The following is a 13,553-nucleotide window of genomic DNA, read 5'->3' as shown; positions in this document are numbered from 1 at the left end:
CTTCCTTGTCCGCAAACTATTTAAGGTGACGCCCGGCATGAGCAACCTCCACAGCACCCAGGACCCCATGCAGGTCCTCGCCCAGGCCCGCGACGGCCAGCCCCGCCACGACTGGACGCCGGAGCAGGCCCGTGCCCTGTTCGAAGTGCCATTCAATGACCTGATCTTTGCTGCCCAGACCGTCCATCGCAAGCACTTCGATGCCAATGAAGTGCAGGTCAGCACCCTGCTGTCCATCAAGACCGGGGCCTGTCCGGAAGACTGCGCCTACTGCCCGCAGAGCGCGCGCTACGACACCGGCCTGGAGAAGGAAAAGCTCATGGACGTGGATCTGGTGCTGGCCCAGGCCCGCGCCGCGAAGGAGAAGGGCGCCACCCGTTTCTGCATGGGCGCGGCCTACCGCAGCCCCACCGACAAGCACCTGGACCGCATCATCGAAATGATCCGTGGCGTGCGCGGTCTCGGCATGGAAACCTGCGCCACTCTCGGCATGGTCACCCAGGAGCAGGCCGAGCGCATGGCCGAGGCCGGGCTGGATTACTACAACCACAATATCGACACCTCGGAAGAATTCTACGGCGACATCATCACCACCCGCAGCTTCCAGGACCGTCTCGAGACCCTGGACAATGTTCGCCAGGCCGGCCTCAATGTCTGCTGTGGCGGCATCATCGGCATGGGCGAGGAGACCGGCCACCGGGCCGACATGCTGCGCAGCCTGGCCAATCTCGATACCCACCCCGAAAGCGTGCCCATCAACCAGCTGGTGCAGGTCAAGGGCACGCCGCTGGATGGCGAGGAGCCGGTGCACCCCGTCGAGTTCGTGCGCACCATTGCGGTGGCCCGCCTGATGATGCCGGCTTCCCATGTGCGCCTGTCCGCCGGCCGCACGGACATGAGTGAAGAGACCCAGGCCCTGTGCTTCCTCGCGGGTGCCAACTCCATCTTCTACGGCGAGAAGCTCCTGACCACCGATAACCCGGAAGCCGACCGCGACCGCGCCCTGTTCGCCCGCCTGGGCATCCGCCCGGAAGCGGTGGAGCGGGTCGAGGAACGTCGCGACTGCGGCAGCGGCTGTGGCTGCGCCACGGAGACGGCCGGCAACGAAACGGATCATGCCGCAAGCGCCTGATCCGTCCACCGCGCTGGATGCCGAACTGGCGGCGGACCTGGCCGAGCGCGAGGCCCGCGGCCTGTATCGGCGGCGCCGAATCGTGCAGCCGCGCCCGGGCGCCCGTGCCCGGGTCGGCGGCCGCGAGTACGTCAATTTCTCCAGCAATGATTATCTGGGCCTGGCCTGTGACCCGCGCCTGGCCGATGGCCTGCGTGAGGGCCTGACCGAGCACGGGGCGGGCAGTGGCGCGGCCCATCTGATCACCGGCCACAGCGCCCTGCATCATGAACTGGAACAGGCCCTGGCGGCCTTCACCGGCCGGCCCCGCGCTTTGCTGTTTTCCACCGGCTACATGGCCAATATCGGCATCGCCCAGGCCCTGGTCGGGCGCAAGGACGCGGTGCTGGAAGATCGCCTCAATCACGCCTCCCTGCTGGACGGCGCCCTGGCCAGCCGGGCAAAGCTCATCCGCTACCAGCACGCCGACGCCGACGACCTGGATCGCCGCCTGGCCGCCTTTCGTGAAAAACAGCCCGACGCCCGCGGCCTGGTCATGAGCGACAGCGTCTTCAGCATGGACGGTGACATCGCCCCCCTGGCCGAACTCGCCACCCGCTGCCGGGCGCAGGGTGCCTGCCTGATGGTGGACGAGGCCCATGGCCTTGGCGTCTGCGGCCCGCAGGGGCGTGGTGCGGTGACCGCCGCCGGCCTCGGGCCGGACGAGGTACCGATTCTCATGGGCACCCTGGGCAAGGCCTTCGGCAGCTTCGGCGCCTTCGTCGCCGGCAGCGAGACCCTGATCGAGCACCTCATCCAGCATGCCCGCAGCTACGTCTACACCACCGCCACGCCCGCGCCGCTGGCCGCCAGCGCCCTGCGCGCCCTGGCCATCAGCCGCGAAGAAGACTGGCGGCGGGACAAACTGGCCGAACTGATCCAGGCCTTCCGCGCCGCCGCCGAGGCCCACCGCCTGCCGCTGATGGCCTCCGACACCCCCATTCAGCCCCTGATGCTTGGCGAAGCGGACCGTGCCGTGGCACTCTCCCGCGCCCTGGAAGCACAGGGCTATCTGGTCCAGGCCATCCGCCCGCCCACCGTCCCCGACGGCACCGCCCGCTTGCGGATCACCCTCACCGCCGCGCACAGCCTCGACGACGTCCGCGGCCTGGTCACGGCTTTGGCGGAAAACATGGACCACGAAATGGACACGAGATAAAACCAAAAGATAAAAAATCTTGGCCACAGATGGACACAGATAAACACAGATGTTGGGCCGTGCCGGGTGGGCCGCCGTGCTGCTTCGGAGAGGCCGTGCCTGGGGATGGCAGGAGATTTGGACCACGAAATGGACACTAAATGGACACGAAATAGGGTCGGCTATCGGGGGTGTTGATTGCCCCCTGTGGGAGCGGCTTTAGCCGCGATCCTTGCCAACTGATGGCAGCCATCGCGGCTAAAGCCGCTCCCACAAGCCATTCGCACCACCAAGCCACCACCCGGCACGGCCTTACCGAAGCCGCACGGCCCCACACCAAGCACGGGCCACATCTGCGTTCATCCGTGTCCATCTGTGGCTAAAAATGTTTTTCATTATTTTTGGTTTTATCTCGTGTGCATTTCGTGTCCATTTCGTGGTCCCAATTAAACAGGTAATTAAATGACCCTCTGGCATGAAACAAAAGGCGATGGCCACGATCTGGTTCTGGTGCACGGCTGGGGCCTGCACGGTGATGTCTGGGAGCCGGTGCTGGCGGATCTGCAGCAGCGCTTTCGCGTGACGCGGGTGGATCTTCCCGGGCATGGTCGCAGTCGCGAGGTGCCGGTGGGGGAGGGCCTGTCGGAGTGGGCGGACGAAGTACTGGCGGTGGCGCCGGCGCGGGCCATCTGGCTGGGCTGGTCCCTGGGCGGCATGGTGGCCATGCGTGCCGCCCTGGACGCCCCCGAGCGGGTGGATCGCCTGCTGGCGGTGGCTACCACCCCGCGCTTTGTCACCGATGCCGACTGGCCCCACGCCATGGCCCCGGACACCCTGGCCCGCTTTGCGGGCGAATTGCGAAACGATTTCCGCGCCACGGTGCAGCAGTTTCTGACCCTCCAGCTGCGGGGCGACCCGCAGGCTCGGCCCCTGCTGCGAACTCTGCGTGAGGCCGTCTTCCGTCACGGCGAGCCCCACCACGAGGTGCTGGAGAACGGCCTGTCCATTCTTGGCAAGGTGGACCTGCGCGAGGAACTGAGCCGTCTGGGCCAACCGGTACGGGTGATCAGCGGGCGCCTGGATCGCCTGACCCATCCGGAGGCCGGCCGCGCCCTGGCTGACGCCCTGCCGCGGGGGGATTATCATTGTCTGCCGCGCACCGCCCATGCGCCCTTTCTTTCCGACCCCGAGCATTTTCTGGAGCTGACCCATGACTTCGCCCAAGCGGGTTGATCCCAATCTGCCGCGCCTGGAGACCGGCCCCGAGACCCATCCCTCGCTGCCGGAACGCGCCGCCGTGCGCCGATCCTTTGATCAGGCCGCGGACAGCTACGACGAACACGCCGTGCTGCAGCGTGAAGTCTGCAATCGCCTGTTGGAGCGGCTGGATCTCACCACCATCGAGCCCCGGGTCATCCTCGACCTGGCCGCCGGCACCGGGCAGGCCTCGGGCGCCCTGAACCGCAAGTATCGCAAGGCCCGCGTCTTCCCCGTGGATCTCTCCGAGCAGATGCTGCAACGGGCCCGCCGTCAGGGGGGGTGGTGGAAGAAACTGCCCGCCATCTGCGCCGACGTCACCCACCTGCCCATCGCCGATGACAGCGTCGACCTGGTCTTCTCCAGCCTCGGCCTGCAATGGGTGGACGATCTTGATCGCTGCTTTCGCGAGATCCGTCGCGTGCTCAAGCCCCAGGGCCTGTTCCTGTTCACCACCTTCGGCCCGGACACCCTCAAGGAACTGCGCGCCGCCTGGCAGGCGGTGGACGAGCGCAGCCACGTCAATGTCTTCGCCGACATGCACGACATCGGCGACGGCCTGGTGCGCGCCGGTCTGGCCGAACCGGTGATGGAAGTCGAGCACTTCACCCTGACCTATGAAACCGCCGACGAACTCATGCGCGACATCAAGCGCATCGGCGCCCACAACGTCACCGCCGACCGCCCCCGCGGCCTCACCGGGCCCAAAAAGATGGCGCGCTTCCGCGAAGCCTATGAACAGTTCCGCCAGGAAGACCGCCTCCCCGCCACCTACGAAGTCGTCTACGGCACCGTCTGGGCACCCCGGGCGAGAAACATTTAGCCGCGAGATGGACGCGAAATGGACACTAGATGTTGGGCCGTGCCGGGTGGGCTGCCGTGCTGCTTCGGAGGGGCCGTGCCTGGAGGTGGCAGGGGATATTGACCACGAAATGGACACGAGATGAACACGAAATAGGGTTTGGCACTGCGGGTGCTGATCAGCTGTGGGAGCGGCGTCCGCCGCGAACAGGGTTTGACCGACCCCCATCGCGGCGGACGCCGCTCCCACAGCCCTAATGCCGCACCACAAGGCCACCAACTGGCACGGCCCCTCCGAAGCCGCACGGCCTCACCGCCAGCACGGCCAAAACATCTAGCGTTCATTTAGCGTCCATTTCGCGGCCAAATGTTTTAAAGGTTTTATAAGGTAAAAAACATGAACCTCTTCATCACCGGCACTGACACCGAAGTCGGCAAGACTCTGGTCACCGCCAGCCTGTTGCACGCCATCCGCGCCCGGGGCGAGACGGCCGTGGGGCTCAAGCCAGTGGCCTCGGGGGCGGAGCGCACGGCGGAGGGGCTTCGCAACGAGGACGGCCTGGCCCTGCTGGCCGCCTCCTCGCCGGGTTTTCATTACGATCAGATCAACCCCCTGGTGCTGGAGCCGGCCATCGCCCCGCACATCGCGGCCGAGGAGGTTGAGGTCGATCTCACCGTGGAACGCCTGCTGGCCGGCATCACGCCCGGGCCGAGCGCGGACTGGCGGCTGGTGGAAGGCGTGGGCGGCTGGCGGGTCCCCCTCTCGGGTCGTGAAACCATGGAAGACCTGGCCCTGGCGCTTGCCTATCCGGTGGTGCTGGTGGTCGCCCTGCGCCTGGGTTGTCTCAATCACGCCATGCTCACCGCCGACCGCATCCGCCAGGTCGGCCTGCCCCTGGCCGGCTGGATCGCCACCGAACCCGACCCGTGCCAGAGCCGCCGTGACGAAAATTTCGCCACCCTGCAGCAATGGCTGCCCGCCCCCTGCCTCGGCCGCCTGCCCTGGGCGGAGAGTCCGGACCCCAAAAGGATGGCGGGGCTGCTGGATCTTTCCCCCCTAAGCACGGCCTCCCAGCCAGCACGGCCCTGACCCCACTCGTAATCGTAGTCGTAATCGTAATCGTAATCGGCCTTTCGGGCCTTTCTTAGGAAGTCGGGAAATACCGAAGAACCGAAAATGCCGATTACGACTACGATTACGACAACGAGAGCCGGGGCAATTTGGGGTGAGGGGGGGGTGGAGGCCGCCATTGCGCCTCGGGAGGCCTTGAAGTAACATTCCGCCTTCCATGCGACCTGGTCCGAATCCATGATCCAGGACAAGGAATCAGGCGATGAGTCGCATCGCATCGTGGTCACCCCCAACCTCTCCCTGAACAATCGGGGCGCGGTGGTCTTTTTTCTGGTGGTGTCCGCTCCGGCCCTGGCCATTGCCTTCAGCTGGGCAGCCAGGGGGATGTGGCCGATCCTGCCCTTCGCGGGCGCGGAACTGCTGTTGCTGGGCCTGTGCCTTTATCTGGTGCAGCGTCGGCAACGATTCCGGGAAGTAATTACCCTCGAGGCCGATCAGGTCGTTTTGCAGCGAGGGATGGGACGGCCACAGGAAACCCACCGCTTCAATCGGGCCTGGGTGCGGGTGGAGCTGGACGAAGCGACGCATCTAAATTACCCGGTTCGCCTTTTCCTTCGGGAAGGCAATCGGGAACAGGAGGTTGGACGCTGCCTCCCCGAGGACGAACGACGTTCCCTCGGCAAGCGGCTGAAGGGGCTTCTGGCCAAACAAGACTGATACCCGTCCGGCGTCGGGCGGGGCAGGGGAACCGGGGCCACCCCGGGCCTTCTGCTGAACCACGCAGGAGAAGCGAAAGCATGTTCAAAACGAAGCTTTCAGGCGCGATTCGCCACACCTTCTTGCTCGGGATGCTGCTGCTGGCATTCCCGGGCTCGGCGCTGGCCTTCCGCGAGGGCATCAACCTGCCCCGTGGCGTGACCACCATGAGTGACGAGATCTACAACCTTCACATGCTGATCTTCTGGATCTGCGTGGTGATTGCGGTTCTGGTCTTCGGCGCCATGATCATTTCCATCTTCCTGCACCGCAAATCCCGCGGCGTGGAGCCGGCCAAGTGGCACCACAACACCGCCGTGGAAGTGGTCTGGACCGTCATCCCCTTCATGATCCTGATCGGCATGGCCATTCCCTCGGCCCGGGCGCTCATCGATCTCGAGGATTACCGGGATTACGACATGAGTATCCAGGTCACTGGCTACCAGTGGTTCTGGCACTACGAATACCGTGGCGAGAATGTGGATTTCTACAGCCGTCTCGATCGCGACAGCAACCGTGCCCGTCAGCTGCGTGCCCACCGCGACATTGATCCTCGTGACGTGGACAACTACCTGCTGGAAGTGGACAACCGCGTGGTGGTGCCCATCAACCAGAAGGTTCTGCTGCTGCTCACCGCCAATGACGTGATCCACGCCTGGTGGGTGCCGGAACTGGGCGGCAAGAAGGACGCCATCCCCGGTTTCGTGAACGAGCTCTGGTTCGAAATCACCGAGCCCGGTGTCTATCGTGGTCAGTGCGCCGAGCTGTGCGGCCGCGACCATGGTTTCATGCCCATCGTGGTGGAAGCCGTGGAACAGGAAGAATACGAGGCCTGGCTGGAAGAAATGCGTGAACGCCAGGCCAAGGGCGACGATAACCTGCAGCTTTCCGCCATTGAAGTGGCCCGGTAAAGACTGAGCCGGAGGTCGAGTAAAAAAATGAGCACTGCTACCGATACCCATCACGACGAACATCACGGCCCGGCCAAGGGGCTGCGTCGCTGGCTCTTTACCACCAACCACAAGGACATCGGCACGCTGTACCTCTGGTTCAGCCTGATCATGTTCTTCGTCGGTGGCGCCATGGCCATGGTCATCCGTGCCGAGCTGATTCAGCCCGGCATGAATCTGGTTGACCCCATGTTCTACAACCAGATGGTCACCATGCACGCGCTGATCATGATCTTCGGCGCCGTCATGCCGGCCTTCGTGGGCCTGGCCAACTGGATGATCCCCATGATGGTGGGGGCGCCGGACATGGCCCTGCCACGCATGAACAACTGGAGCTTCTGGATCCTTCCCATTGGTTTCACGCTCCTGCTGATGACCTTCTTCGTGCCGGGCGGTGCACCGGCCGCGGGCTGGACCATCTACCCGCCGCTTTCCCTGCAGACGGGTGATGCCTTCCCCTTCCTGGTCTTCGGCATCCACGTGCTGGGTATTTCCTCCATCATGGGCGCGATCAACATCATCGTGACCATCATGAACATGCGGGCACCCGGCATGGGCCTGCTGAAGATGCCCATCTTCGTGTGGGGCTGGCTGATTACCGCCTACCTGCTGATCGCCGTGATGCCGGTGCTCGCCGGTGCGGTGACCATGCTGCTCACCGACAAGTACTTCGGTACCACCTTCTTTGATGCCGCCGGCGGCGGTGACCCGGTCCTGTTCCAGCACCTCTTCTGGTTCTTCGGGCACCCCGAGGTGTACATCATGATCCTGCCGGCCTTCGGCATCATCTCGGAGATCATCCCGACCTTCGCACGCAAGAAGCTCTTCGGCTACAGCGCCATGGTCTATGCCATTGCCGCCATCGCCTTCCTGAGCTTCATCGTCTGGGCTCACCACATGTTCACCGTGGGCATGCCGGTGGCGGGTCTGCTGTTCTTCATGTTCACCACCATGTTGATTGCCGTGCCCACGGGCGTGAAGGTCTTCAACTGGGTGGCCACCATGTGGCGCGGGGCCATGACCTTCGAAACCCCGATGCTGTTTGCCCTGGCCTTCCTCTTCCTGTTCACCATCGGTGGCTTCTCCGGCCTGATGCTTGCCATCGTGCCGGCGGATTTCCAGTACCATGACTCCTACTTCGTGGTGGCCCACTTCCACTACGTGCTGGTACCGGGTGCGGTCTTTGCCATCATGGCCGCCACCTATTTCTGGCTGCCCAAGTGGACGGGCAACATGTACAGCGAGTTCTGGGGCAAGACCCATTTCTGGCTGTCCACCATTTCCATCAACGTGACCTTCTTCCCGCAGCACTTCCTGGGGCTGGCCGGCATGCCGCGCCGTATCCCGGACTATGCGGTGCAGTTCACGGACTTCAATTTCATTTCCAGTATCGGGGCCTTTGTCTTCGGTGTTTCCCAGCTGATCTTCGTCTACGTGATCATCCACTGCATCCGTGGTGGCGTGGGTCGCGCCACCGATCGGGTCTGGGAAGGCTCCCACGGTCTGGAGTGGACGGTGCCGTCACCGGCCCCCTACCACACCTTCGAGACCGCCCCGGAAGTGAAGTGAGCCGGGCAGGAGTCTGACCGTGGACGAGCAGGAACGCACCAAGCAAAACCGACGCCGGGCCCGTAACTGGGCCCTGGTGATCGGTGCTGTTGCCGTGGTCTTCTATCTCGGCATCTTCTTTCTGATTCACACGCGTTACTGACGCGAGGGCTGGAGAGAATGGCAGAGCAGAAGAAAAAGGAGAGCAACGGCAGCCTGGTGCTGAAACTGGCAACCGCCTCCCTGCTGATGTTCGGCTTCGGCTTCGCCATGGTGCCCCTGTATGACGTCTTCTGTGAGGTCACGGGCATCAGCAGTTCCAGCACGCGGGTGGCGGCGGAGCCGGTGGCACTGGAAACCGATTACGACCGCACCGTGACGGTGGAGTTTGCCTCCAGCAACAACCAGCGGGATCTCTGGTCCTTCCGGCCGGAAGAGACTCGCATGCAGGTGCATCCCGGCAAGCTCTATACCACCCATTATCTGGCCACCAATCTGGCCAGTGAGGAACAGATCGGCCACGCCGTGCCCAGTGTGGCGCCGGCCGGGGCCACCCGTTACGTACAGAAGGTAGAGTGTTTCTGCTTTGACGAGCAGCGCTTTGCCGGTGAAGAAAGCAAGCGCATGCCGGTGCTGTTCTATGTTGATCCGGCCCTGCCGAGCAACATTGGTACTGTCACCCTGGCGTATTCCTTCTTTGCTCAGCAAAAGCTGAGTGAACAATAAGATCGCGGCTGTCCGTTCCGGGCAGGGACAGAGTTTCTGCATTGAGGAAGAAAGCAATGGCGCAGGAAAAGGGTAGTTACTACGTTCCCCATGAAAGCCACTGGCCCGTGGTGGGCACCATCGGCATGTTCATTGCCGTAATCGGTGCCGCGGCCCTGCTCAACGGTGTCCGTTTCGGCACACCGGTCATGTTCATCGGTGGCGCGATCATTCTCTACATGGTCTGGGGCTGGTTCCGCGACGTCATCAACGAAAGCGTCCAGGGTGTCTACGGCTCCCAGGAAGACCGCAGCTTCCGCCAGGGCATGGCCTGGTTCATCCTGTCGGAAGTCGCCTTCTTTGCCGCCTTCTTCGGGGCCCTGTTCTACGCCCGCGTGTATTCCCTGCCCTGGCTGGGCGGTGAAGGCGCGAACTTCTTCACCAACCTGCTGCTCTGGGATGGCTTTGAAGCCGCCTGGCCCAGCGATGGCCCCGCCCCGCGTGGCGGCGAGTTCGATATCATGGGCGCCTGGGGCCTGCCGGCCATCAACACCGCCATCCTGCTGACCTCCGGCGTGACGCTGACCATTGCTCACCACGCCATCAAGGAAAACAACCGCAAGGTGCTCAACTGGGGCCTGTTCGCCACCATCGCCCTGGGTCTGCTCTTCCTCAGCATCCAGATGTACGAGTACGTCCACGCCTATGTGGATCTGAACCTGCGTCTGGATTCCGGCATCTACGGTTCCACCTTCTTCATGCTCACCGGCTTCCACGGCCTGCACGTGTTCCTCGGTGCACTGATGCTGACGGTGGTCTATTTCCGATGCCTCAAGGGCCACTTCACCGCCGACAACCACTTCGCCTTCGAAGCCGCCGCCTGGTACTGGCACTTCGTGGACGTGGTCTGGCTGGTCCTCTTCGTATTCGTCTACTGGCTGTAATGGGGCTGCTCGGTGGGCGGGCGGTGACGATCACCGCTTCGCCCTCGCGGCCGCGACTTGGGCTTCACTCAGGCCATAGCGCTGCTATGCCCTTCGCTCCAGCCCGGCGTCGGGGCTCGCTGCGGGCTTCGCGCTGATCGCCACCGCCCACCCACCGAGCAACCCAGTGACAGACTGGAACGGCTCTCGGCGCTAACCACGGCCAGCGCCGGAACCGACTGAGGTTCCTGGATTGAGAGAAGAGTGGGGCGCTGATCGTCACCGCCCACCCACCGAGGGTTCCGGCAACCACAGTTTGCCGAGGTGGGTTTTAGCTTGCAGCTTGTAGCTTGAGGCTTGTAGCTGGCTTCAGCCCACAGCTGGCTTTAGCCGACTGGCGGACCCTTGGGTTCGATGAGGCCGAGGGCGAAGAGGATCAGCAGGAAGACGAACAGGCTGATGGACAGGCCGACCCGGAAGGTGAGGGCCCAGACCGTTCGCTTGGATTCACCCGGGTCTTTCAAGAGATAGAACAGGGCGGACGCCAGGCTGGCCAGGATGGCCAGAATCAGGATCAGAATTACCAGGCCCATTGTTACTCCGGAAGTTTTAGACTCAGCCCGATCGGGCGGGGGCCTTATGAGACACCAGACCGACTGGCAGTTCAAGCCGCCCCTGTGGGCCTGGCTGCTGACCCTGTTCACGGTACTGGCTTTTTCCTCCCTTTCTCACTGGCAATGGCAGCGTGCCGGTGAAAAGGAAGTGCTGCTGGAATTGTTTGCCTCCGATGCCGAGCGGCGTGATGTGCGCTCCCTGGATGAGCTGGAGGGCTTGCCACTCTATGCCCCGGTCACCCTGCACGGCGAGCTCCTGGACGATCGCCAGTTCCTGCTGGAAAACATGATGCGGGACGGGCAGAGCGGTTTTCATGTCTGGACGCCGCTGGCCCTGGCGGACGACGGTGGCCTGATCATCGTCGATCGCGGCTGGGTTGCCGAGGAGACCGCCGGCGAGACCCCCGCTGGCCGCCAGGCCGTCCACGGACGGCTGGCGAGCCTGCCCCGTCCGGGTTTTCGCCTGACGGCTCCCGCCCCCGAGGGCGAGTGGCCAAGGCGCATCTATTTCCCCGAGGTCGGAGATCTGGAGGCGCAGCTGGGTGCCCCCGTCCATGACGGCCGGCTGCTGCTGGCCCCGGATGCCGACCAGCCCGGCTATCGTAGGGATTGGGCCCCGATCAACATGCCACCGGAGCGTCATCTGGGCTACGCCTTTCAGTGGGCCGCGCTGGCCCTGGCCGTGCTGATTGTCTTCCTGGTGGTCAACCTGAAACGAGTGAACCGCAATGAGCGAGATTGATCCCCGTACCCGCCGCTTTCGCATCACCCTGATTCTGGTGTTCCTGGTCTGTGCCGGCCCCTTCATTCTGGCCTGGCTGTGGTATGCCTTCCAGGGCGCACCGGAACTGGGCACCACCACCAATGCCGGAGATCTCGTGTACCCGGCCCGGCCCATGGAGCCTGTCACCCTGCCCGTGATCGCCGCCCGTGGTGACGAGGCCGAGCGCCAGCTGCCGGTGGAGCGGCGCTGGACCGTGCTGTACATCGCCGCCGAAGGTTGCGGCGCGGATTGCCGGGAAGTCATGTGGGCCACCCGCCAGATCCGCCTCTCCCTGGGCCGTGACATGGGCCGCGTCCACCGCGTCCTGCTGGTCCCCGCCGAGGGCGCCGACCGTGACTGGTTCCGCAGCGAACACGAAGACCTGACCGTGCTTGATCTGCACCAGGGCGAGGCCGCCGATCTGCTGGAGCAATTGAACCTGGAAGACGGCGCCCAGCCCCGCGACGCCGGCCGCCTCTACATCATCGACCCCCTGGGCAACCTGATGATGTACTTCCCCGCCGGCTTCGACCCGGACGACTTCATGGACGACATGAAACGCCTCCTGCGCGTTTCCCAGATTGGATGACGGGAAATGCGCCGCGAAATGAACGCAAAATGAACGCAAAATAGGCGGTGAGCGTTGGCAGGGCAGGAGCGGGTTTATCCGCGATTGCAATTGCACGATTGGCACGCCGCCTCGAAAACCCTGCATCGCCTAATCGCAGCACGGCCAACATCTAGCGTCCATTTCGCGTGCATTTCGCGGCCAAATGTTTCAAGCCTTTAACTACGGTGAAATGACATGACCCGTTTGCAGATTTTCAATCGCGGTTCCCTGGCCGCAACCATCCTCACCCTGGTGGTGGTCGTGCTCGGTGCCTTTGTGCGTCTCAACGACGCCGGTCTTGGCTGCCCCGACTGGCCGGGCTGCTACGGCGTGCTCACCGTGCCCCAGACGGAGTACCAGATTCAGTCGGCCCTGGAGGGCTGGGACGACACCCCCCTGGCGCGGGGTGACGAGCGCTGGCTGGCCAAGGCCTGGAAGGAGATGGCCCACCGCTACGTTGCCGGGCTGCTGGGTCTGATGATTCTGGGCCTGGCCATTCTGGCCACCGTCAATCGGCGTGAAAAACGCCAGCCGGTGAAGCTGCCCTGGTTGCTGGTGGGGCTGGTGATCTTCCAGTCCCTGCTCGGGATGTGGACGGTAACCCTGCTGGTCAAGCCCGCCATTGTGCTGGCGCACCTGTTCGGCGGGCTCGCCACCCTTTCCGTGCTCTGGCTGCAGTATTTGCGCACCCGTGACGACGGCGTCCCGGCGGATACCGCCAGCCTGCCACCGAAGACCCGCTCTGGCCTGCAGAAGACCGGTCTGGCGGTCCTGTTCGTATTGGTGGCCCAGATCGGTCTCGGCGGCTGGGTGAGCACCAATTACGCCGCCCTGGCCTGTCCGGATTTCCCCACCTGCCATGGTCAGTACTGGCCCGACATGGACTTCGGCGACGGCTTCACCCTGTGGCGGGAACTGGGCAAGAACTACGAATACGGTGTCCTGGACAACCAGGCCCGTACCGCCATTCACTACACCCATCGCCTCGGCGCCATCGTCGCCCTGGCCGTGATCGGGGCCTTCGCCTGGATGCTGTGGACGCAGGGCAGCCTGGTGCTGCGAAGGGCGTCGGTGGCCGTGGGCGGCCTGCTGGCCATCCAGCTCGCCATTGGTGTCTTCGTGGTGGTTCTCGGCCTGCCCCTGTGGCTGGCAACGGCCCACAACGCGGGTGCGGCGCTACTCCTGCTGGCAATGGTCACCGCCCTGTGGCTGCTGTATGGTAGGCGCCCGTCCGCCTGAGCCGGC

General features: G+C 64.0%; 15 protein-coding genes. 14 read left to right on the top strand and 1 reads right to left on the bottom strand.

From position 1 onward, the window contains the following. Positions 1 to 67 precede the first annotated feature (67 nt). The 11 genes from bioB (at position 68) to RBH19_RS09790 (ending at position 10,342) form a co-directional block, all read left to right on the top strand. A complete protein-coding gene (gene bioB / locus RBH19_RS09840; protein ID WP_306728795.1) occupies positions 68 to 1,132 on the top strand; it encodes a biotin synthase BioB in 1,065 nt (354 codons plus the stop codon). Then, entirely contained in the window at positions 1,116 to 2,330 is a 1,215-nt protein-coding gene (bioF, locus tag RBH19_RS09835; protein ID WP_306728675.1) for an 8-amino-7-oxononanoate synthase, read from the top strand. Before bioB ends, bioF begins: the two co-directional genes overlap by 17 nt. Positions 2,331 to 2,771: 441 nt before the next feature. Further along, the gene (gene bioH, locus RBH19_RS09830; RefSeq protein WP_306728674.1) at positions 2,772 to 3,542 is read left to right on the top strand and encodes a pimeloyl-ACP methyl ester esterase BioH; all 771 of its coding nucleotides are present in this window, start codon (positions 2,772 to 2,774) and stop codon (positions 3,540 to 3,542) included. Further along, entirely contained in the window at positions 3,520 to 4,389 is an 870-nt protein-coding gene (gene bioC / locus RBH19_RS09825; RefSeq protein WP_306728673.1) for a malonyl-ACP O-methyltransferase BioC, read from the top strand. Before bioH ends, bioC begins: the two co-directional genes overlap by 23 nt. A gap of 375 nt (positions 4,390 to 4,764) precedes the next feature. After that, a complete protein-coding gene (gene bioD, locus RBH19_RS09820) occupies positions 4,765 to 5,457 on the top strand; it encodes a dethiobiotin synthase (RefSeq protein ID WP_306728672.1) in 693 nt (230 codons plus the stop codon). Between the two features lie 219 nt (positions 5,458 to 5,676). After that, positions 5,677 to 6,156 carry a DUF2244 domain-containing protein gene (locus tag RBH19_RS09815; RefSeq protein ID WP_306728671.1) on the top strand — a complete coding sequence of 160 codons (480 nt, stop codon included), beginning with the start codon at positions 5,677 to 5,679 and terminating at the stop codon, positions 6,154 to 6,156. A gap of 80 nt (positions 6,157 to 6,236) precedes the next feature. Then, on the top strand, positions 6,237 to 7,106 hold the full coding sequence (coxB, locus tag RBH19_RS09810) for a cytochrome c oxidase subunit II (RefSeq protein ID WP_306728670.1): 870 nt from the start codon (positions 6,237 to 6,239) through the stop codon (positions 7,104 to 7,106). A 27-nt stretch (positions 7,107 to 7,133) separates the two neighbouring features. Then, positions 7,134 to 8,714, top strand: a complete 1,581-nt coding sequence (gene ctaD, locus RBH19_RS09805) for a cytochrome c oxidase subunit I (RefSeq protein WP_306728669.1) — start codon at positions 7,134 to 7,136, stop codon at positions 8,712 to 8,714. Positions 8,715 to 8,733: 19 nt separating this feature from the next. After that, positions 8,734 to 8,856 (top strand): hypothetical protein, encoded by a 123-nt coding sequence (locus RBH19_RS09800; protein ID WP_306728668.1) that lies wholly within the window; start codon positions 8,734 to 8,736, stop codon positions 8,854 to 8,856. Between the two features lie 17 nt (positions 8,857 to 8,873). Then, positions 8,874 to 9,419, top strand: coding sequence for a cytochrome c oxidase assembly protein (locus RBH19_RS09795; protein WP_306728667.1), 546 nt, complete (start codon positions 8,874 to 8,876; stop codon positions 9,417 to 9,419). 56 nt (positions 9,420 to 9,475) lie between these two features. Beyond that, positions 9,476 to 10,342, top strand: a complete 867-nt coding sequence (locus RBH19_RS09790) for a cytochrome c oxidase subunit 3 (protein ID WP_306728666.1) — start codon at positions 9,476 to 9,478, stop codon at positions 10,340 to 10,342. 365 nt (positions 10,343 to 10,707) lie between these two features. Here the strand turns inward: RBH19_RS09790 and RBH19_RS09785 are convergent, their stop codons facing one another. Beyond that, a complete protein-coding gene (locus RBH19_RS09785) occupies positions 10,708 to 10,914 on the bottom strand; it encodes a twin transmembrane helix small protein (protein ID WP_306728665.1) in 207 nt (68 codons plus the stop codon). A 46-nt stretch (positions 10,915 to 10,960) separates the two neighbouring features. Here RBH19_RS09785 and RBH19_RS09780 point away from each other — a divergent pair, with 46 nt between their 5' ends. From RBH19_RS09780 to RBH19_RS09770, 3 genes are all read left to right on the top strand, one after another. Then, a complete protein-coding gene (locus tag RBH19_RS09780; RefSeq protein ID WP_306728664.1) occupies positions 10,961 to 11,677 on the top strand; it encodes an SURF1 family protein in 717 nt (238 codons plus the stop codon). Next, positions 11,664 to 12,287 carry a redox-active disulfide-containing membrane protein gene (locus RBH19_RS09775; protein ID WP_306728663.1) on the top strand — a complete coding sequence of 208 codons (624 nt, stop codon included), beginning with the start codon at positions 11,664 to 11,666 and terminating at the stop codon, positions 12,285 to 12,287. Before RBH19_RS09780 ends, RBH19_RS09775 begins: the two co-directional genes overlap by 14 nt. Before the next feature lie 216 nt (positions 12,288 to 12,503). Further along, positions 12,504 to 13,547 carry a COX15/CtaA family protein gene (locus RBH19_RS09770; protein ID WP_306728662.1) on the top strand — a complete coding sequence of 348 codons (1,044 nt, stop codon included), beginning with the start codon at positions 12,504 to 12,506 and terminating at the stop codon, positions 13,545 to 13,547. The last annotated feature ends 6 nt before the right edge of the window (positions 13,548 to 13,553 follow it).

Source organism: Natronospira bacteriovora, assembly GCF_030848495.1.
Classification (GTDB): Bacteria; Pseudomonadota; Gammaproteobacteria; order Natronospirales; family Natronospiraceae; genus Natronospira; species Natronospira bacteriovora.
This window is presented reverse-complemented; position numbering and strand designations above follow the sequence as displayed.